Origin of the sequence: Dapis brunnea BLCC-M229 (assembly GCF_050015995.1) — a bacterium.
In the GTDB taxonomy this organism is placed as follows: domain Bacteria; phylum Cyanobacteriota; class Cyanobacteriia; order Cyanobacteriales; family Microcoleaceae; genus Trichodesmium.
In genome coordinates, this window is sequence record NZ_JBNHEP010000209.1 from 16,420 (window position 1) to 40,620 (window position 24,201).

The 24,201-nt window shown below is 37.7% G+C and carries 6 protein-coding genes; all 6 read right to left on the bottom strand.

What is annotated here, in order from left to right; translation table 11 throughout:
* Window positions 1-46 precede the first annotated feature (46 nt).
* The 6 genes from ACP6PM_RS23575 to ACP6PM_RS23600 all read right to left on the bottom strand — a co-directional run bounded on the left by ACP6PM_RS23575 (window position 47) and on the right by ACP6PM_RS23600 (window position 24,177).
* A complete protein-coding gene (locus tag ACP6PM_RS23575; RefSeq protein WP_426588955.1) occupies window positions 47-7,858 on the bottom strand; it encodes an SDR family NAD(P)-dependent oxidoreductase in 7,812 nt (2,603 codons plus the stop codon).
* Between the two features lie 92 nt (window positions 7,859-7,950).
* Window positions 7,951-9,210: a hydroxymethylglutaryl-CoA synthase family protein gene (locus ACP6PM_RS23580; protein ID WP_426588957.1), complete on the bottom strand. Its 1,260-nt coding sequence runs from the start codon at window positions 9,208-9,210 to the stop codon at window positions 7,951-7,953.
* A 4-nt stretch (window positions 9,211-9,214) separates the two neighbouring features.
* Window positions 9,215-9,385: a hypothetical protein gene (locus ACP6PM_RS23585; protein WP_426588959.1), complete on the bottom strand. Its 171-nt coding sequence runs from the start codon at window positions 9,383-9,385 to the stop codon at window positions 9,215-9,217.
* A 76-nt stretch (window positions 9,386-9,461) separates the two neighbouring features.
* Window positions 9,462-18,998, bottom strand: a complete 9,537-nt coding sequence (locus ACP6PM_RS23590; RefSeq protein ID WP_426588961.1) for an SDR family NAD(P)-dependent oxidoreductase — start codon at window positions 18,996-18,998, stop codon at window positions 9,462-9,464.
* Between the two features lie 54 nt (window positions 18,999-19,052).
* Window positions 19,053-22,520: an AprA-related methyltransferase gene (locus tag ACP6PM_RS23595; protein WP_426588962.1), complete on the bottom strand. Its 3,468-nt coding sequence runs from the start codon at window positions 22,518-22,520 to the stop codon at window positions 19,053-19,055.
* 625 nt (window positions 22,521-23,145) lie between these two features.
* Window positions 23,146-24,177 carry a 3-isopropylmalate dehydratase large subunit gene (locus tag ACP6PM_RS23600; RefSeq protein ID WP_426588964.1) on the bottom strand — a complete coding sequence of 344 codons (1,032 nt, stop codon included), beginning with the start codon at window positions 24,175-24,177 and terminating at the stop codon, window positions 23,146-23,148.
* Window positions 24,178-24,201: the final 24 nt, after the last annotated feature.

The following is a 24,201-nucleotide window of genomic DNA, read 5'->3' on the forward strand; positions in this document are numbered from 1 at the left end:
GTTACTCATCTAGAGATATTGACGGTCAAGATGACCGCATTTTCTGCTAATCTATTTCAAGTTGTTCTGCTAGTTTTCTGAGAATCTGATCCTTTTCTTCTTCCTCCATCTGGAAATCAGAAGAGGAATCTAACTGTTCTTCTGAATTATTTAAGTATAAATTACTAACTACCCCATCTGACTTAACTAGCACTTCTTGAACTAAATAATCTGCCAAAGCCTTTAAAGTTGGATATTTAAAAATTAAGGTGGAAGGTAAATTGCACCCCAAACTTTTTTGCAAACGACCTCTCAACTCTACAGCCATTAGAGAATCCATTCCCATATCAAAAAATCCTTGTTTGAAATCAATTTGTTGTGATGAAGTTCCCAATATCTGAGCAACCTGACGACGAACATGGGCTGTTAACAGTTCTTCTCGCTCGGTTGGTGCTGCTGCTTTTAACTGCTGCAAAAAGTCCGGTTGAGATTCCAATGAAACCTGAGTATTTTCCCTCCAATTTTCCAAGAATGGTGATTCAATCTCTTTTAGCAAGCCAGAAGACCACTGGATGGGTAGCACGCCCACTTGGGTTTGAGATTTGTTTAGTAGAAATTTCTCCAATGCTTGGAGTCCCTGCTGCATAGGAATAACACCTATACCAACTCCCTGCAATCGACTTCGATCTTGAGTGGCTAGAAGTTTTGAACTTTGTTCCCAAACTCCCCAGTTGATACTCAGTCCTGGCAATCCTATTTCCTGACGATAGTGAGCTAAACCATCCAGAAAAGCATTAGCAGCGTCATAGTTCCCTTGGCCAGGCGGATAACCTAGTAGAGAAGATGTAGAAGAGAAACATACAAAAAAGTCTAATGCTAGGTCTTTAGTCAATTGATGTAAATTCCAAGAACCTTTGACTTTTGGTGCCATGACTTTTTCAAAGCTTGACCAACTCTGGTTTTGTAGCACTCCATCCTCAAATACTCCTGCTGAATGAATTACTCCTACCAATGATGGTAAAGATTTATCTATGTTAGAGAATACCTGCATTATGGAGTTTAAATCTGACACACTGGCCTGTTCTACAACTACTTGTGCCCCAGCTTGTTCTAACTCGCTCAATTTATTTCGAGTTGTATCGTTGGGAGTACCACGGCCAATCAAGACCAAATGCTTTGCACCTCGTTCTACCATCCAATTGGCTACTAATAATCCCAAGTTTCCCAGACCTCCAGTAATTAGATAAGTACCATCTTCACGGAAACTGAGGTGCTTTTCCGTTTGAGTATAATTACTGCGTACTAGCCGAGCTACATAGCGTTTTTCCTCTCTTATAGCTACCTGATCTTCTCGATCTTCTGAACATATTTCTGACCACAATGTTGCTCCTTTTTTCTCGACACTCTGTTGAGGATCTAAATCAATCCGAACACAGTTTAGTTCGGGATGTTCTAAGGCTATTGCTTTCCCCAATCCCCACACCGAAGATTGTGCTACTCCTGATATTATTGAATGAGTTTGAGGTACTGGTTGCGCTCCTTGCGTGACTAACCATAATCGCGGTGGTTCAGATAAATTTCCTTTTATCAGTGCCTGCAAAATTGATAATGTAGTACCGCATCCTAGTTGAGATAATTTTTCTAGCTCATCACTGCTAATGTTTTTACCAACTTTTGCTTCCAAACTCCAACATTGTACTACTCCATATAACAAATTTGAGGACTGCTCTGCTATTTGAGCCACGATTCGCTCAAACTGTTCTGGGTTGTATGGGTTAATTATAAATTCTTCAGGGGCAATCTGTTGATAGTCTTCCCCAGCAAATACCAAAGTACACACTTCTCCCTGAGAACGTAGTTGAGTTGCTAAATTTTGAGAAACTCCCTCTTCATCTGCAAAAATCAACCAATGTTGTGGTTTTGATGAACTTAGTTCTGGTTGAGTTTCGTCAGCCTTGGCAATAATTACTCCCTGTTGGGATAGCAATCCTGAAAGTTCTTCCATTTCTGGTAAAGCAACCACTTCAGAAAAACCCTTTTCCCCGAGTAGTTGCTTCCACTTAGATGTAGTCAATAGAGGATAATCTGGTCGTAAATCTACATCTTGGAATTTCCACCATCCTTCTAATAGTCCAAATACTAAATCCACCAATCTCTGACGACTCGTTGCTTCCAACAATACCAATATTCCTCCTGGTGCCAACAATTTTCTGACGTGGGATAATGTTTCACTGAGGCTGGTTGTGGCATGAAGGACATTTGCAGCAATAATAATATCGTACTGATGAGATTTAAACCCTTGTGTTGTTGGATCTAGTTCAATATCCATAGTTTTGTATTCCACAAAGGGATATTCCTGAAATTTTTCGATGGCTTGAGTAGTAAATAATGTCCCAATATCGGTGAATACATATTCTGTTTGATTAGGTACTAGATAAGGTAAAATATAGCTGGTTGTACCTCCGGTTCCCGCTCCTATTTCTAATAACCTCAACCCTCGGACTTGTGATAATTGAGCGCTAGCTTTGGTAATTGCTTTTTGCACTATAGTATTCATTACCTTGGCTGTAGGAGACTCTGTATATAGTTTGGTAGCAATGCTTAAATCTCCTTCAGGGAATATCAGTTGTACTGGATCTATTGTTCCTCGCAATACCTCACTTAATTGAGTAGCACAACGTTTCAGAATATTGAGTTCGGCATTTGCATATGGATATTGATTGAGTAGTCTCTGGCTTGTTTCATTTGGGTTTACTTTCTCTAAGGGTTGTTGTACTTGCCACTGATGTTGGTTTTGTTGTATAATTCCTTCTTCTGCCAACATTTGGAGTATCCGATTAAACAGTCGTACTTGGCTAGATACTACTCCTAATCTTTGAACTGCTGATTCTGTAGAAAAGACTTCTCCTGAATTGTATGGCCATTTCATTTCCAGCAATGCTTGCACCACATATTCCAAACTTAACTTTTCTAGGCAATCTGGGATTTCCCTGTAGCTATCTAAATCTTCCTGAGCCACTAATTCTCTAATTGTAGGCTCTAGTTCCTGCTTAATTTGTACTGGTGTTAGTAAGTATTCTAGTGGGATATTTTTACCAAAACGAGCTTTCGTTTTCCATTCCACTTCATACAACCAATTATCTACAGACTCGAATTCATTTCGGAGTAAGGTTTTAGCTGTAATCTGTTTTAATTGTAAACCTTCTATCGTCGCAACAGTTTGTCCATCACTTCTTAACAAAGTGAGCTTACCAGTTAAAGTCTCTCGACTCTCCTTAGAAAACTCATTTATTGAGCCAATAACCCAAAGATTAATTCCCGGATGGTTATATACTGTCAACTTTTCTATCCCAACTAACAGATAGCTAGATTTGGCATTATTTTTCTCTACAGCAGCACCTATGATTTGAAAACAAGCATCTAATAATGCAGGATGGAATTGATAATCTAAAGCTTCTTCAACTAACTCCTGGGGTAACTGAATTTGACCTAAAGCTTGATTCGAGCCACGCCACAATTTTTGAATACCTTGGAAGTTAGGACCAAAGCTAAGTCCTTGTTGTTTGAGTTGTTGGTAGTACTCTTTGACATCTATTTGTTGAGTACATTTTGCCTTATAGGCTTCCAAATCTACAGTAGGAGCACCATGATTAATTTTTAGTTGTTTAATTTTACCCTGGGCATGAAGTATCCAATAAGGTTGAGGTTCATTTGCCTCTGTTTGCTGACTAAAAATTTGGAATTCGTAAGCTTTGTGTTCTAGTGGCTTGAGAATAGTTTGAACTGTTTCTAGTCCTTCATCAGATAAAATTAACGATTGCTCAAAAACTATATCTTCCAGGGCTAATTGATAGGATTTAGATACATTCAAGGCTGCTGCTAGAGACATCTCTAAGTAACCAGCACCAGGCATTATCACTTTTTCAAAAACTTGATGATCCTTTAAATAACGAGGTTGGGAAGTATTTATTTGTGATTCAAAACGATGTTGCTCCTCTAAACCTGCCAAATATAACTTTTTACCTAAGAGGGGATGTAGGTTTTCACTTTCTGATAAATATTGTTGTTTTTGCCCATTAGTGACATTAGTATTGTTTGTCTCTATCCAATATCTTTGTTTTTGGAACGGATATGTCGGTAATACAGTCTTTTGACAATTATCATCCCTACTTATACCTAACCAATCTACTTTGACTCCCTCTACATACAACTGTCCTAAACTGGAGAGCATTTGTTGCCACTCCTGAACTCCCGGACGCATTGAAGGTAACCATAGCCTTCTATTTTCGTTTAAACACTGCCGCCCCATGCCCAACAAAATTGGTTTTGGTCCAACTTCTAAGAACATTTCATATCCAAGTTTATCTAGCGCCTCCATACCTTTTGCAAACTCTACCGGTTGGCATATATGCTCCACCCAGTATTTAGCTGTTGCTATATTCGCTGAAGCTAGGGTTCCTGTAACATTGGATATTAATGGAATTTGAGGCTCATTGTAAGTTACTTGATTGGCTATGGTTTCAAAAGATGGCAAGATTGGTTCCATCAATGGTGAATGAAAGGCATGGGATACTTGGAGAAATTTAGTTTTAAATTTACGAGATTCTAGGGTACTTATGATTTCTTCAATAGCTTCAGTGGCTCCCGAAATTACTACACTTTCCAGTCCATTGATAGCAGCTAGAGAAACTTTGCCTTTATACATATTAACTAGAGGACTTACCTCATCCTTCGATGCCATAACTGCAACCATTTTCCCAGAGGAACTTAACTGTTGCATCAACCTTCCTCTAGTCGCAATTAGTTTCAGACCATCTGTTAAACTGAAAATCCCTGCTACAGTTGCAGCTACATATTCTCCCACACTGTGACCCATCACTACATCGGGTACAATCCCCCACGATTGCCATAACCGTGCTAAAGCATATTCTATGGCAAATATAGCTGGTTGAGCATAAACAGTTCGATCTAGTCGAGATGAATCATAATTATTTGTAGTTTCAGGATATAGAACCTCTAGTAAAGAATGTTCTAACTCATTATGGAGAATGTCGTTGCATTCATCCATAACATTACGGAAAACTGATGAATTTTCATACAGCTCTCGTCCCATGTTCTGATACTGAGAGCCTTGGCCTGTGAATAAGAATGCCACTTTTGAGGAATTACTCTCCTCAGACAGTTGGCTAGAAAACAGTCCTACAACTTTTTCTTTTGCTTGATGCAGATCCAGTTTTTTCCTTAATTCCTTTTTACTAGAGGCAATAACTGCTAGTCTGCGATCGAAGTGAGTCCTTCCCCTATTCGCGGTGTAACATATATCTGCTAAATTGTTATTACTGTCTTCTTGAAGATAATTTTGATACCCAATAATTAATTCATCAAGAGCCGTTTCCGTTTTAGCTGACAGAGTTAATAGATGATTTATATCATTATCTCTTTTAATTTTTGACGTTTCGGCTTGAATTTGGGGTGCTTCTTCTATAACTATATGAGCATTAGTTCCACTCATACCAAAAGAACTAACTGCTGCTCGCCTTGGTTGGCCTTTTATAACTTCCCAATCTTTGAATTCTGTGTTGACATAAAATGGACTATTCTCAAAGTCAATCTGTGGGTTAGGTTGATTAAAATGTAGTGAAGGAACAAGTTTTTGATTTTTTAAACACAAAACTGTTTTAATTACGCTAGCAACTCCAGCAGACCATATTGTATGACCAATATTAGTTTTTACGGAACCAATTGCACAAAACTTTTTCTTGTTTGTCCACTTAGAAAATGTTTCTGTTAAAGCAGAAACTTCTATTGGATCTCCTAATGGTGTTGCAGTACCATGAGCTTCTACATAGCCGATAGTTTCTGGATTAATCCCAAATTTATCATAAATCATCTCTTCTAAGTATATTTGAGATTGGCTACTAGGAGCGCTAATTCCATTAGTATTACCATCATAATTGATTCCTGTTCCTTTAATGACTCCATATATATGATCTTTGTCTTGAATTGCTTGATCGTACCTTTTTAATAACAGAACACCACAACCTTCACTCCACACCGTACCGGATGCCGAAGCATCAAAAGTTTTACAACGCCCTTCAGGAGATATCATTTGAAACTGACTCGACACTATCTGGCCGTATGCTGTAGGCATAATAACAATCCCTCCAGCTAGTGCCATTTCACTCTCTCCCCGTTGAATGCTTTCACAGGCTTGATGAATGGCTACTAATGAAGATGAGCAAGCAGTATCTACTACTACTACAGGACCTTTAAAGTCAAGAAAATATGCTATTCTTGCTGCTATGATTGAGACAAGATTTCCTGTCAGTGCCAGTCTATTAGTATCTAATTTTGAAATCGATAATAACTTAGCATAATCACTGTTTGATGCTCCTACAAATACTCCACACTGCTTACCCTTGAGAGAATCTGGAGCATATCCAGCATCTTCTATGGCATGGTAAGCTTCTTCTAAAAATATTCTTTGTTGAGGATCGATAAACGGAACTTCTCCGGGAGTAATTTGAAAGAATAAAGGGTCAAATTTATCAATTTCATCTAAAAAACCTGCGTACTTTGAATAGGAAGTACCTGAATGTTCTGGATCTGGATGATACCAATTGTTTTCTTCCCATCTTCCAGAGGGAACTTCTGTGATGCTATCTACTCCGTTCTTTAAATTTTCCCAAAAATCTTTCCAGTTTTTTGCACCTGGATATCGACATGATATTCCAACGATCGCTATATCTGCATTCTTGACTGAGGTAAAATCTTCAATCTCTTTTTTATGCTCTGATTCAGGTACTTCTAATAAAATGTTTCTTGCATTTTCTAAAGATATTTTCCCTGAACTTAATTGAGACAATATATCTTCTGAATTATTTGTATTGATGGTGTTGATTTGAGTATAATCTGTTTTTTGATTTTGTTTGTTTTCTTGTCCTTCCTCTCCAATAATTCCTAAAAATAATTTCTTAGCATCATCTAAAGAAACTTCACCCGATTGTAATTCATTTAGTAGATATTCTTGTATATTATCCTGTTCTTGATTTTGTAAATAACTACCTATCTTATCTCGCTGAATACCAATATTTTTTTGGTTATAATTAGCATCTATCTTATTCGCAACTTCTGGTTGATGAAAAGTTATTTCGTGCATTTGTAATTCTTTTGTTTCCACAAAAGGTACTTTTTCTCTAATTTCTGAAGTTAAATGTTTTTTTAATGTTACTAGAGATAATCTGGAGTTTTTGGCTATTTCATTTGCACATTTTTTTGCATATTTTAGTACCTCTTCTCTTGATAAAACTGGAAAAGAAATACCCCTTTTTGCTAATTCTTCCCCACGATAATTTCGGGCATTGTACATCATTTCCTGACCTAATGGAGAGCCTAATTTTTCAGGTATAATTAACGTACATCCCAGACCAGGTGTAAAACCATACTTCATAAAATTAGTTGTATAAATACTTTCAGTACTTAATACAACAAAATCTGCATATAATCCTAAAACAAAACCACCCCCAATACCATGACCTTGCATCGCTGAGATTACTGGTATTTTGCATTCTAGTGGCAGCTTAAAAAAGTCTAAATCATTAAATTTAATTTCTCGTCTATGAATTCTAATTAACTCTTCTTTTGTTCCTCCTGAACAAAAATAATTTCCATAGCCAGTCAAAATTACTACCTTATAGTTATTGTTTTGATTGACTCTACCAAAACATTTCTTGAGACCTTCAATTAATCCAGGGGAAAAGGTGTTACCATGCTCTTCATCTTTCATCACAATTTGGACAATATCATTATCCAATTCTATTAGTTGTACTACCTCTGTGTTGCTCTTAATCGAATCTCGGCCAAAATTTAAGTTTGTCATAAAAATACCCCATCTCTTATAAATTTTATTATCAAATTGTTTAACTTTTTTCCAGTATTAAAAAATAATAACCTTAACAGTATTTTTAATGTTTATACCCATTCATACTCACGATGAAACTCTTTTATTTTTTTCAACACTAATCGATTTTTGTTTTCGATTTGTTTCCATACTCCGGGGAACATTTGATAGTCTAGAGTAACATTTCTAGTTCCAAAACTAACTAAACTACTGTAATCAAGTAAATGTTCATATTCTTCAAAACTTAAAGAATAGCGATCACCTAACTGTGTTGAAATCCCTTGTTGAGCTTGAATCTGCTTTCCTTCTGGAGTAACAATCCCACTATAAAATTCTGAACAACAACCAGATCCATAAGAAAACAGACCAATACGTTGTGGTTGGATGAACTCACCATGATCGATAGTACTAGCCAGGGATAAAAGCACTGTAGCTCCCATAATGTTACCCACTTGTTGACAATACACTAACCCAGGCATTACCCTTCTCTGAAAATCCTCTTCAATCTCTATTGGTTGAGACTTTTTAAATTTACGCATCATATTTCTATGAGCACCCTTCACCATACCACCAAAAGGTGTATGAAAGCTCAAGTAATTAAAAGTTTTCTCATAGTCCACTCCTTCTACTCTATCTTTATATTTCAGGTAAGCATTTTCACAACAATCTAGGTAAGAAAGCAATGATAGTTCTGCATCTCCTGCTTCCGAATCTGGATTTGGTCTACAAGTATCCATTACTTCATAACCATAGTAACCATTGCATCCTATATCTGCTTGGAAAATGTAAGGAGTATCACTAACTAGAAATGCTACTGCGCCAGCGCCACTACTCGGTTCAGCAAAAGACCAATCTTCACTTAGAGCTGCTCCTCCTTCTGCAACTGAAAACCGAGATATGTCAGTTCCTATTACTAAAGCTTTAGCTCCTGGAGATGTTTGGGACAAAATAAAGTTCAATGCCATCTGAAAGCCTGCTGTACCTGAATAGCAAGCTTGCTTCAGTTCAAACATACGACAGTTGCGATTCAGCTCTAAATAATCATGGATATAGGTGCTTATAGATTTACCAAAGTCAATACCAGATTCGCTACAAGTAATCACCATTTCTATGCTTTGTTTGTCAATATCGCTCAAATTATCGATAATTGGCTTGGCTGCATTAACTGCATAAGAAACTGGATCTTCATAAGGCATAGCAACCGTCTTCTCTTTCATCATTAGATTGTCGAAGCGAGTCATGTCTAATTGACGTGCCTCTGCTAACATTCGTACATCTAATTTTGCTGCTCCTCCATATACACTTATTGCTTCAATCCCAACTTGTTCCATGGCTTTACTCCTCTTTAATTAATAAAGCTGTATGATTAACAGCATAAGTATTTTTCAGGGCTTCCGAATAAGCGATCGTCATAGTTGTCGCCGATCGCTTTTTTTTACTTGTTGTGAGTGGACTTAGACATACACAACATCTTGAATCTTCTAAATTACTTCTTGAGTTTGGCATTCAATGTAGCTACCAAAATACTCTCTTTGAAGTAAGGATATAAATCTTTTTTTTCTGACAACGCAGAAAGATTTTTTTATTCAGAGTTTTTAGCTTTTTGTTTTAATTTGTTAATCATTTGATTTGCTATTTTAATAGGTAACTCTTTCTTAGCTACTCGATCTAGTATTGAGTTGAACTCTTCCATCCAGTTTTCTTGTGAATCTACCTGGGATTCCTGGTACACAGATAAAGATGGCAAAACTTTATCCTTTTCCCTTTCTTTTCCTTCTAATAATCTTTCTGGTTGCTCACTAACAAGTCCTAAACTTGTATCAGAAATTTCCTGAGCTATATATTCTGCGAATTCTAATAAAGTTGTATGATTATCCAACTTAGTTGCCTTGATATCTAAACCATAATTTTGATTAATAGTATTAATCCATTCAACTCCCAGGATTGAATCTAAACCCAAGTCTATAAACTTCTTATCTTCTACTATTTTGCTAAGGTCTACATACAAAACATCAGCTAATTGTTGTTTGAGAGTTTCTTTGATTTGTGATAAGTTTAACTGAGTATTTAGTTTTTTTCCAGGAAATGCAGGTGTTTTTTCCTGACTTGACAATACTTGAGCTATATATTCTGCGAATTCTAATAAAGTCGGATAATCATACAACTTAGTTGCCTTAATATCCAAACCATAATTTTGATTAATAGTATTAATCCATTCAACTCCCAAGATTGAATCTAAACCCAAGTCTATAAACTTCTTATCTTCTACTATTTTGCTAAGGTCTACATACAAAACATCAGCTAATTGTTGTTTGAGAGTTTCTTTGATTTGTGATAAGTTTAACTGAGTATTTAGTTTTTTTCCAGGAAATGCAGGTGTTTTTTCCTGACTTGACAATACTTGAGCTATATATTCTGCGAATTCTAATAAAGTCGGATAATCATACAACTTAGTTGCCTTAATATCCAAACCATAATTTTGATTAATAGTATTAATCCATTCAACTCCCAAGATTGAATCTAAACCCAAGTCTATAAACTTCTTATCTTCTGCTATTTTGCTAATATCTACATACAAAGCATCAGCTAATTGTTGTTTGAGAGTATCTTTAATTCGATCAAAATTGACATCTTTTCTAATTGCTGACAATTCAAAATTTGCAGCATCTACTGGTGGTTGAACATTAATTTTTTCTTCTGTAGATTTAACTGTTAATTGCAGCAATTCTCTTTTTGGTCTTTCCTTCCGTAAAAATGCTTTAGGTACAGAAGCCAAATCCAGATTTGACAATCGGATTTTTACTCTTTCTGATCTTTTTCTATTCGTTTGTATTTGTCTTTCTTCTTGTGTTTCTTGTCGAATAGATGCTCTACTTTGTTTGTGCTTTTGAATACCTGTTATCCAATAACGCTCTCGTTGCCAAGGATATGTTGGCAATACTACTTTTTGACGAGGATAATATTTATCAAATCCTAACCAATCTACATTTATTCCTTGCACATATAGCTGTGCCAAACTTTGTAATATTTGTAGCCAGTCTTGTTTTCCTGGACGCAGACTCGGCAACCAGAATTTCTTACCTTTTGTTCCTAGTAAACACTCTCGCCCCATTCCTAGTAAAATAGGTTTAGGTCCTACTTCTAAGAATATTTCATAGCCTAGTTTATTCAACGTATCCATACCTTGAACAAATCTTACAGGTTGACGTACATGATTTACCCAATATTGAGCTGTAGTCATACTATCGTCTGCTTTCATTCCGGTAACATTAGATATTACTGGTATCGTTGGTTGATTGTAGGTGAGTCGATTAGCTACTTCTTCAAAAGAAGCTAACATTGGTTCCATTAACGGTGAATGGAAAGCATGAGATACCTGTAGTTGCTTCGTTTTAATTTCTGCTGATTCTAGGCTACTGACAATAGCCTTTAGCTCTTCTAAGTTTCCTGAAATAACTGTACTTTCCGGCCCATTTATTGCTGCAATAGCTATTTCTTTGTAGGAAGCTAGGAATGTTCTCACTTTCGATTCTGAAGCCATCACAGAAACCATTCCTCCACCAGCAGGTAATTTTTGCATTAACCTACCTCTAGCTGCTATCAGTTTCAAAGCATCCTCAAGACTGAATACTCCTGCAACACAAGCCGCTACATATTCTCCCACGCTATGGCCCATTACAATATCTGGCGTTATGCCCCAAGACTCCCATAACTTGGTTAAAGCATATTCTATAGCAAATAGAGCTGGTTGAGTGTAAGCAGTTTGGTCTAGTAGGGATGAAGTAGAGTCAGATGTATTATAGATAACCCCATTAGGTGTTGATAGCCAAGCTCCTACTAGAAGATATTCTAACTCCTCTCGTAAGAAAGTATCGCATCGATCGATAACTTCTCGGAATACAGGTGCTTGCTCATACAGCGTCCTTGCCATATCCACATACTGGGAACCTTGGCCAGTGAATAAAAATGCAATTTTAGGTGCAGTTATATTGTTAGGAACTTCTCCTGAGAATATTCCAGGTACTTTCTGTCCTTGTTTGTAATTTAGTAATTGTGTAGCTAATTCTTCCTGGTTAGAAGTGACAACTGCTACTCTGTGGTTAAAGTGCGTACGCCCTGTATTAGCTGTATAGCAAATATCTCCTATTGTTAATTCTGGATGAGCTTCAATATGATTTTTATAGCTACTTACTAATTCTGACATAGCTGTTTGCGTTGTAGCCGATAAAGTTAATAGATTAAGCGAACGTTCTAACTCCTCTTCTGAATCCAGATTTTTTACTTGTATTGGTGCTTCTTCTAAAATTACATGAGCATTTGTTCCACTCATTCCAAACCCACTAATTGCAGCCAAACGAGATTTGTCTCTTTTCTCCCAAGGTAATAATTTTGTCAAAACCTTAACTGGCATTTCTTCCCACTCAATTTTGGGATTAGGCTCATTAAAGTGTAGATTTTTGGGAATCTCTTGATTATAAAGTGCCAGCACAGTCTTGATCAATCCGGCTACTCCTGCTGCTGCTTCCAAGTGCCCTATATTACTTTTAACTGCTCCTAATAGCAGTGCATTTTCCTTACTTCTTCCTTGACAATAAACCTGATTGAGGGCTCTTACCTCTAGAGGATCTCCTAAAGATGTCCCTGTACCATGACACTCTACATAGTCAATATCTAATGGATCTACCTTAGCATTGTCTAATGCTTGAAGAATTAGCTTTTTCTGAGCCTGTTGATTGGGAACAGTCAGTCCACTACTTGGTCCATCATGGTTAACTGCTGAACTCTTAACAACTGCTAAAATTCTGTCTCCATCTACTAGAGCATCTTGAAGACGTTTTAGTACAACCATTCCACAACCTTCTCCCCTAGCATAACCATTAGCACTAGCATCAAAGGTTTTACAGAGACTATCCGGTGATAGGGCTCCACCTTGACAAAGTGCATGAGTAGTATTGGGATGAAGCATCAAATTCACCCCTCCTACCAAGGCTAGATTAGATTCTCTAGAACGCAAACTTTGACAAGCTAAATGTAATGTCACTAAAGATGAGGAACAGGATGTGTCTAGACATAAAGTAGGTCCTTGTAACCCCAACAAGTATGCAATCCTACCTGCTGAGATACTTATAACAGTGCCCGTTGTTAAATAAAAATCAGCTAAGTTTTCGGGTAATGACTTTGCAGCGGTTATTCCATAGTCATTATACATCTGACCAACGTATACCCCAGTGTTAGTATTTTTTAAACTCTTGGGTGATATGCCTGCATTTTCCAATGCTTCCCAAGTAACTTCTAAAAGCAGTCGCTGGGAAGGCTCCATTTTAGCAGCTTCGGCCCCTGAAATTCCAAAAAAATCTGGTTCAAATTGATCTATTGGTTGTTCGAGAAAATAACCTTGACGAACATACATTTTACCAGGCACATTAGGGTTGGGATCGTAGTAGAAATCAATATCCCATCGGTCTTGAGGTATTTCTGTCCTAACATCCTTTCCTTGTTTGAGTAATTCCCAGTAAGATTCAACACTATCAACACCCCCTGGAAAACGACAGCCAATTCCAATAATAGCTATTGGCTCACTGCTTTCTGATAACTTTAATTCGACAGAAGGTGGAGATATAGTGGCATCCGGTATCTCAGATTCCACTTTTGTACTGTCTAATGATGGAATTATATTTTCTTCCAGATAATAAGCTAGTGCCTGAATATTCGGGTACTCAAAAGCTAGAGTTGATGGCAGGGAAAAGTCTAAGCTGGTTTGTAACTTATTCCTCAACTCCATAGAAGTTAGAGAATCCATTCCTAAGTCAAAAAAGCCAGTTTCTAATGAAATTGATTCTATATCGTTGATTCCTAAAACAAGAGCTACTTGGCGACGGAGATAAACTACCAATAGGGAGAAACGTTCTTTGGGTGATGTCGCCTGTAATTTCAAGATAAATTCAGACTTAGATGTTTCATAAACTGTGGCAAATTTTTCCTGCCAATCGGCTAAAAATTTCCATTTAGCCACTCTTTCTTGCCACATCGACCAATCAATAGGTACTACCCCTACTGCTGCTACATCCGATCTAGTCTCAGAGCTTACCTTCCCACTCATTAATACTTCTAGAGATTCCAATAGCTGATTCGGAGATATTGAACCCATTCCTTTCTGCTGTAACCTAACATCTATACCTCCTTCAGCAGCCATTCCCACTTGAGAAATAGCACTCCAATGAATACTCAATCCTGGCAACCCTAGAGTACGACGATAATTTGCCAAACCATCTAGAAACCCATTAGCAGCAGCATAATTTATCTGCCCAGGATTACCAAACAAAGATGTTACAGAGGAAAACAGGACAAAAAATTCTAATGGCAAGTTTTTAGTCAGTTCATGCAAATGCCAAGCACCTTGGACTTTCGGAGCCATAACTTTCTCAAAGCTTGACCAACTCTGGTTTTGTATCATTCCATCCGACAATACCCCAGCCAAATGAATCACTCCTGCTAGTGGAAAGGAAGAATTATCGAACTTTGATAGCAACCCTGCCATAGACTGCTTATCTGATACATCAGCTTTTTCTACCATCACTGATGTTCCTTCTGTTTCTAATTCTTTTATTGTCTTCAAAATAGCTTCAGTTGGCGAACTACGTCCTATCAAAACTAAATGTTTTGCTCCTTTAGATACCAGCCAACGGGCTATCAATAAACCTAAACCTCCCATACCTCCAGTAATCAAATATGAAGCGTCTTGACGTAAACTTAGAGACTTTTGAGTGGAAGTATCAGTATCTTGTTTAGGTTGCCAATGATTACTAGCCACCAATCGAGCTACATAACGACTATCTCCTCGCCATGCTACCTGGTCTTCTTTATCATCTAAGCAGACTTCATTAAATAGTGTATTAGCTCGATTCTCTATGGTTTCCTGTGGATCTAAATCAATGCAGGCACAGTTCAGCTCTGGGTGTTCTAAACTAATTACTTTGCCCATTCCCCATACCGAAGATAGGGCGACTCCTGGTATAACAGGATGACTTGCAGGTACGAGTTGAGCACCGGAAGTAACTAACCATAACCGGGGTATTTGAGACAGGGAGCCTTTCAATAATGTTTGTAATAACAATAATGTACTCTCACACCCCAGTCGAGATAACTCTTCTATTTTTTCCTCGTCTCTGACTTCAGTAGTCCAACATTGCACAACTCCATCTATAGATTGCGCTTTTGCTGATATAGTTGTTATCAGTTGCTCAAAGTCTGAAAGCTTCTCGGGGTTAATTGTAAATTCTTCTGGAGAAATTTGCTGATATTTCTCACCCGCAAATATTAATATACAAACATCTCCTACTGATTGAAATTTGCTGACTAACTGTTGAGCAATTCCTGGTTTGTCTGCTAGTATCAACCAATTCTTCGGTGTTGGTTCTTTTGGTGGTAACTCATCTAAAGGACCTTGATTTCTCCATTCCACCTCATACAGCCAGTTGGCGATTGATTTCTCTTGACTTCCTAGTAGAGTTTCTGGACTACCTTGTTTCAATCGAAGACCAAAGATTTCAGCAATGATTTCTCCTGACTCACTGCTTAGGGTAACATTTGCTTTCCAAATGCCGGAATGTTCTTTACTAGACAAGTTTTCTAGGCTTTCGACTGAGGCATATGCCCATAGAGAAAGCCCTGATGTACTGTATGTTTGAAATCTATCTATTCCTACTGGCAAATAAGTTCGATCCCCATTTGTACTTTCTGGAAGTGCATTGAAAATTACCTGTAAAGCTGAATCCAGTAGTGCGGGGTGTATGTTATACTCAGTTATTTCTGCTGCTATTTCTTTGGGCAAGGAAACCTTAGCAATTGTTTCTCCTTCACCCTTCCACAATTGTTGAATTCCTTGAAAACTACTCCCATAGTTAATACCTAGTTGTTGAAATTTTTGATAATATTCTTTGATTTCTATGGTTTGAGTGCATTTCAGTAAGTGTTTTTCTCTGTCAAAATTTGCTATAGTATAATCATTTCCTACAGGCTGTATTTCTGCCGTCGCATGGAGTATCCACTGTCTTTCGTCTAGCTTTTCCTGTTGAGTAGTAGTAAATAATTGAAATTGATAGGTTTGGTTATCTAAGGGTTTCAATATAGTTTGAACTATTTTCCATTCCTCTTCTGGTAACACTAACCCCCGCTCAATGCTCAAATTTTTCACTGCTAAATGAGGTGTATTATATTGGTTCTTCCCTGCTTCCAGAGCTATTTCTAAGTAGGCTGTTGTTGGAAATAAAGCTGTTCCAAATACTTGATGGTGACTGAGGTAAGCTGGATTTTCTGCTTCTATGAAAGATTCAAAAATTTGTTGTTTACCTGCAATATTAATTTTTTTACCTAATAAAGGGTGAATATTTTTGAATTGTTGGCGATCGCCTAACACATCTTTGCTGTCTTGGCTTGTCTCTACCCAATATCGTTGCCTCTCAAACGGATATGTTGGCAATGCTACTTTTTGAGGGTTATGATTATTTTGCAATCCTAGCCAATTTACTTTAGCTCCCTGCACATACAATTTCCCTAAACTCAATAACATTTGTTGCCATTCATTAATACCAGGACGTAATGATGGTAAGCATACCCCTACATCCTCTGGCAAACACCCTCGCCCCATTCCTAATAATATTGGTTTGGGTCCAATTTCTAGGAAGATTTCGTACCCTTTCTCATGTAAAGTCTCCATACTCTGGGCGAACTTCACTGGTTGTCGCACATGATTTACCCAATATTTAGCAGTAGTTATTTCTGCACCTACTTTTTGACCGCTAACATTAGAGATCAGTGGTATCCTTGGTTGATTGTAGGTTACTTGTTTGGCTACTGCTTCAAACTCGGCCAACATTGGTTCCATTAATGGTGAATGGAAAGCATGGGACACTTGTAATTCCTTGGTTTTGATTCCGGCTGATTCGAGGCTAGAGACAACAGCTCTTACCCCTTCTGAGTTTCCCGAAATTACTGTACTTTCTGGTCCATTTATTGCTGCTATTGCTATTTCTTTGTGAGGTTCTAGGAAACTCCTCACTTTTGAATGTGATGCCATTACAGATACCATCTCTCCACCAGCAGGTAATTGCTGCATCAACCTGCCTCTAGCTGCTATCAGTTTCAGACCTTCTTCGAGACTGAAAACTCCGGCCACACAAGCTGCTACATATTCTCCTACGCTGTGACCCATTACTACATTAGGCTTAATTCCCCAAGATTCCCATAATTTACATAGGGCATATTCTATGGCAAATAGAGCTGGTTGAGTATAAGCTGTTTGGTTTAGTAGAGATGAGTCTTGAGCCTCTGTATATAGAACATCTAATAGAGAACATTCTATTTGAGAACTTAGTATCGCGTCACACCTGTCCAACACTTCACGGAATACAGGTTGTGTTTGATACAGTTGTTTTCCCATATTCACATATTGGGAACCTTGACCTGTGAATAGGAATGCTATTTTTGGTTTTCTTATGCGTTCGGGGAGTTTCCCTGTAAAGACTCCCACTGTTGCTTCCCCAGCTTGATATTCCTTAAGTTTTTCTGTTAATTCCTGTTTGTTAGAGGCGATCGCTGCTAGTCGATGGTTAAAATGGACTCGCCCAGAATTAACAGTGTAACAAATATCTGCTAACTCTGATTCTAAATTAGTGTTTAAATATTTTTGATAACGATTGACCAACTCCGAAAGAGCTGTTTCTGTTTTAGCTGAAAGTGTTAATATATGAACTGAAGGTTCCTTATCCTTTCTTCTTTCTTCCTTCTTATTTATTCCTTCCTCAAGAACTACATGAGCATTTGTTCCACCAAAACCAAAGCTACTCAACCCTGCCCTAAGTGGATAAGGTTTTCCTTCCCTATCAATTTTTACTTCCCAAGATTGAAGCTTGTCCACTACAAAAAACGGACCTTCTTGTAATTCAATATCAGGATTAATCTGATGATAATTTAATGAAGATGGAAGAGTTGCATACTTCATGCACAGCAAAACTTTGATTAGTCCAGCCAATCCTGCTGCTCCTTCCAAATGACCAATGTTTGTTTTAACTGAGGCCAAACCACAACTATTAGCAGGCAACTTCCCACTCGAACTCAGCCGTTTAAACGCTTCATTTAAAGCCTCGACTTCAATTGGGTCTCCTAGTGATGTACCCGTACCATGTGCTTCAACATAACCTACTGACTCTATATCAATATTAGCTTCTCTATATGCCTGTTCCAACAATTCTGCCTGAGCTTGGGGATTTGGTGCAGTAAAAGAGCTGGCTTGTCCTCCATGATTCACTGCTACACTACGAACAACCCCATAAATAGAATCACCATCCGTCAATGCTTTTTGATAATCTTTAATTACAACTACTGCCCCTCCTTCTCCCCTGACAAACCCATTCGCACCTGCATCAAACACCCTGCAGACTCCATCGGGAGATAACATACCTGCGGCACTATAAACTTGGCTATTCACAGGAGAGCAAATTAAATTCACACCTCCTACCAACGCTGTTTGACACTGCCCACGACGTATTGCATTTACTGCTTCATACATGGCTACCAAAGAGCTGGAACAAGCCGTATCAACCGTCAAACTAGGGCCATGAAAATCATAAAAATAGGAAAGGCGATTGGCAAAAGTTGCTGGAGCTGTACCAGTAGCAATTTGAGCTATTTCGGCTGTATTTAAACCTTTTTCTAATAAACTTCTGTAGTCGTAGTGACAAACTCCTACATAAACCCCTACTGATTTACCCTTTAATGTATCGCTTGCATATCCTGCATCTTCCATTGCTTCCCAGGACAATTCTAACAACAACCTTTGCTGTGGGTCTATTAACTGCGCTTCCTTGGAAGTAATCCTAAAAAAGGATGGGTCAAACAAATCTATATCTGTTAAAAAACCACCACGTTGAATAGATAAATCTGTTTCCGAGCTCAAAGAGTTAAATAGATTTCCCCAACGCTTTGAAGGAAGATTCTGCATTGAGTCCCGACCTTCCTTAAGTAGCTGCCAAAATTCTTCTTTAGTATCTGCTCCAGGAAAACGGCAAGATACACCTACAATTGCTATTCTTGCTAGTGAACCACCCTGATTAGAATTCATTCAAATTTTACCTCCTGTTGTGAAAACGTTGTTTTTTTTTCAGTCCTAGTCCTACTAACTCAAATTAATATCTTCCCGTTCCGAGAGATACTCTGTTACTGCTATTAAAGTTTTGTAACTAAAAAAGAAGGTAGACTTTAACTTAATTCCAAACTTTCTTTCTAGTAAAGCACGAAACTCTAACAATTCCAGTGAGTCCATTCCTGATTCCATTAGTGGTGTGTCAGCAGACAAGCTCTCCATACGTTCAACACCCAGTAGAGATTTTAATAATTTTCGACATTCCTGTTCAAGAATTTCTAATTTGGATGAACTTTCCGATGCAGTGATACTAGGAGAATCAATTTTTGTTTGACCATGTTTTCCATTTTCTGTCAAGTTTTGTTGAATTTCTTCATAAAATGTTGTTACCTGCACTTGATGTTTTCGAGCAAATATCACAGACTCTCTCGTCTTAGAAAGATGGTGCATCTCACAGGGTAATCCCAATGGTATTATTTCATCAAACCCACAATCATTAAGAACTTTTTGCCACAGTGGTATGCTCAGTAAACAACCAACTTCTAATCGGTTTTCTGGATCTTCAAATAACCAATATCCTTGCAGCAAACCTCCAAAGTATAAAAGAATATCGATTGGTTGAGTAAACTCTAGTAGTGCCAATAACCCCCCAGTATTTAATAGTGAGTTACTGTTATTTAAGGTTTGATGAATTAACTTTGTGTTATGGAGTACATTATTAGCAATTACTACATCAAAACTTTCAGTTTTTATTCCCTGAGCATTAAGAGATTTTTCTATGTCAAAGGTTTGATATTTTACCCAAGGAAACTGCTTGAATTTACTTTCACCATAACGTGTAAAAGTGCTAGATATATCAGTAAACCAGAATTCTATTTGCTCTCCATGAGCAGCTAGCTTTTCTAGTAATATTCCTGTAACACCTCCTGTCCCTGCTCCAATCTCCAAGATCCGAATAGGTTGCGCTCTATTTTCTAACAAACGTTGTTCTACTTCCCAGCAAACCCCATCTGCTAGCAACTCATTGAAGTAGTCAGCAACAGGATGTCCTAGAAATAGTCCAGCAAATAGCTCCATATCCCCATCTCTAAACACAACTTCGTTGACATCAACTTCACCGCGTAGAATCAAAGGATATTGGTCTAGACACCTTTTTACTACTATTAACCAGGGTAAATGAGCAGGATATTTTTCGGAAAAATACTGATAAAAAGCAGCAACTTCAGACGAAACATTTTGTATAGCAAAACTCTTGCATCTTGCTAATGTGGACACTCTACCTTTTTCAATTTTCAGAATACCACGCTTATGCAAAATTTGCCATAAAGCACTTAAAAGTCTATGGTAACGTGATGAGATTTTTAGCTGAGATATCAGCTCAGATTCTATATAAGTTTCACCCTCTCTGAGAAATACACCCATATCTTGAAAAACACGCAAAAGCCAACGTGCTGCAAAAGCTTCTAGCTCATATTCTGGAGCCATTAAATTACATAGCTCTAATGTAGCTAATTGGTGTAGAGCTACTTTTTCTGTGAGCTTTTCTTTTAAAACTGAGGGTTGATGCCACTTTGAGTTTTGAAAGCTTGAGATAGCTTCATGGTATTTTAACAATCCATCTATTTCTCTTATTCCTGGTTTGACTATTCCCCACTGTTCCACAAATTCCAGCAAGTCTTTTGCCAAGGTTTGCCAATTTTCTACAGTAGTCCTTACTAAAAATTCACTAATTTCCAGCACCTCAGTAGAATTTTTAGTTTCTGTTAGGATTGCAGCTACTAAATCACCTTGACATTCTAATACTAAATGTGCTGTTGGAGTTTGTTTCAATAAAACTTGAAACAATGATTCGCTCACAGGTTGATTAATCGTGGCACAATTTAACAGATTAGGTATATCCTTGACAGTTGCATACCGTATGTGATATTCTCGCTTTTCAAAATGATTAAGTGTAATTCTGGTCAATGGTAACATTTTTGGATACTTACGAAAAGCTTTTTTCCGTGAAAATAAACCAACTTCTGCTGCCAAAACTAGAAATACATCTGCATCTATTAATAGTTGACCAGAAAATGCTTGGTAAGCATCAAAGTGAAGGTTCTCAGTTTCGCTGATAAACATTGATACTACTTCTGGAGGCAAAGAATGAACTTCCAACACTATCATTCCTTGAGGAGGAATAATTTCTGCCCAGCGTTTTAAATGTTCTACAAAGCTTTGAAGTAAGGTATGGCTAGGAATTAATGCCCCTGTTCGATCCACATAAACTCCCTGATATAAAAGCTGCCTACGCTCTTCCGCTGCTTTATCATCTTCAGGGGCTATAAATGGACGGTCATGGTCTAAAAATGAACGAATATGGAGTATATTTTCTGGATCATCTATTCCATGAGCTTGTAAGTCCAATATCATCTGTTTGGGATTACCAATGTCACCTTGCTTTACCAAATGAGGAATATTTGCCAAGGTTAATGCTGTTGCTTGCAAAGATTCTAAGTTATAATCCACCCCAATCATGCACAATGGATATTTTTCTAAGACTTTTCCCCTCGCAGATTTCTTACAAATAAATTCGTAAACCTGCTTCAGAAATGTCCCATCCCCACAACCCATATCTACAACATACTTAGGTTGCTCCGAATAGGGCGATTGATTAAAAATACTCAAAATGACTTCTTCTACATCTGCAAAAAACTTTTGGTGTTGAAAACCGCTCCCTACTACATTTAATGTTCTATCAACGTGACCTTCACTTCCATGTTCATCTCGACGAAATACAGCCTGACTATCTCCAAATAAAACATCTGAAATTCTAGACAACATCGGAGTATAAGAGGCTGTTGTCCCAGTTATTAATACTCGTTCTACTAAAAATTTACCTACATCACTCAAGCACAAATTTTTTTCTACAGTGGACAGAGTAGATATTGGAGATACTTCTGGAATGCTTTTGAATTCTTCTGCCCATCCTTTACTAATAAATAGTTCTGATAGTTCTTGGCGTATAGAGGGACTTAAAGTTGAAAATAATGGCTTTTCTTTTGTCTCTACTAATAAATTTTGCTTGTGAAGTGCTAGCAAAATTGGTATAATGAGAACTCCATCTAAGAAGTCTGCTACTATTGTATCGTTGATATTCCATCCCAGTTGAGAGCTTTCTATAAAGCTTTTGAGAAGAGGAATACTTTTTTCTCCTAGTATGTAAGACTCTATAGGTAAGTTATATAATTCTATGATGTCTTCAGGAATTAAAGAGTAAACTTTGGCTTTATCTGTAAGAAAATATTCTTCTTCTTGATTTTTGGCTAGCCAACCTAGAGATTGCATCATTCTTAGTGCTACTTGCAAATGCCCTATGTTGGCATTCAGAATGTCTGCTATTTCCTGAAGAGCCATTGATTTACGATCTTGTAATAATGAAAATAATCCCTTTTTTCTACAAGCTATAGCTATCGGGATAAATACAAAACCATGTGAAAAGTTATTGATTATGTTTAACATTTGTTTGTTGTTACTGAACTAGAGTCTGATGGGGGAAGGAGGCAATGGCTAACTCAAACAACAATTCCTGTTATTTGAAGTATAATTAGGTACATCTCCAAATTTTAGACAGCGAATTAATAACTCAATTGAATATCAGAAAATTTCTCCATGTTTAGAATAACAAAGAGTTTGACAATATGATTTAGCTAAAGAATATCTTAAGGTTGTATTTTAGTCTTCAACATTAGGGCGTTAGGGCGTATCATTAATTAACTAATTACAAAACAGCTATTCTATCTCTCGTATTTGCTTAAGTGATTAGGGGCTAGTAAGCTAAGACGCATTTAAAATGCGCCTTAGCAAGTCAGAAGTTAGAAGTAATAGGAATTGTACTTTATATTAGGTACACAACAAATGAGTGGTTTAAATCCACAACAGCTTATTAGAGGATTCTGCTAGTTTTACTGAATTAATTATTTTGTTCTTCTTTCTTACTTAAGTGGGCGTTGCATATTTGTGGGATGAATTGGTGTGGGGAGTATGGAGGGCTTTGTGTCCTGGAATTATAAGTTTTAGAGCATAGGAAGTAAAAGATGAGATTTACCTTTTCTGCAAATATTCATCCCGCCCCTCAAGAACACTCTTAAGTGAGCCGATCGCTAATTTTTCCCTTCACTGCCGAGATACTAACAACCCGGGGCGAGGCTAAATAGTTTTTTCCAGTTGGATCGCCACTGCGGCCTTTAAAATTACGGTTAGTGGCATAAACACCTATCTCTTCTCGATCCAAAACTCCAATTCCTGCATTGATACAAGCTCCACAGCCGGATTTGAGAACTTTAGCCCCCGACTGTTCAAAGATATCTAAGTAACCCAATTGTAAAGCTTTTTGACGAATTTCAGCAGATGCTGGCACGATAAAAAGACTTACGCTAGGGGCCACTTTACGGCCATTTAAAACTTTTGCTGCCTCAGCTAAATCGTGAAGCTTTCCTCCTGTGCAAGAGCCAATAAAAGCCTTAGTGATAGGAACATCTTCTAACTGTCTAATGCTAACAACTCGATCTGGTTTAGGAGGACGTGCGACTTGAGGTTCTAAATTACTCAGATTAAATTTATAGACCTTTTCATATTCGGCATCTGGATCGGCGGTAATATCATCAAAATTTAACTGAGTACGATCGGATACATACTCACGAGTAACCTCATCTTGTGCAATCAAACCACATATAGCACCGCATTCTACACTCATATTAGCGAGAGTCATACGTTCATCAATGGATAGTTGCTCTAGTATGCTACCCCTAAACTCTATAACTTTACCCGTGGCTCCATTGCAACCTATCTGTCCAAGGAGAAAGAGCATAATATCCTTTGCACTAATATGTAAGGGCAAAGTACCTGATAATTCAAATACTAAAGTCGTTGGAACACGAATCCACATATCTCCCATAGCAAAAATATTGGCCATATCCGTTGTGCCTACCCCCGTAGAAAACGCACCAAAAGCCCCGTAGGTACAACTGTGGGAATCTGTTCCAGCTATCAGCATTCCGGGTCGGATAAATCCCTTTTCTGGTAGTAGAACATGACATATTCCTGCTGATTCTCCCGGAGAAATCACATCAAATAAATGACATTGTTGGTTAAGGTGAGGACAAGCATTGCTGCTCATCCTTCCTCACAGAACTGGACGTGC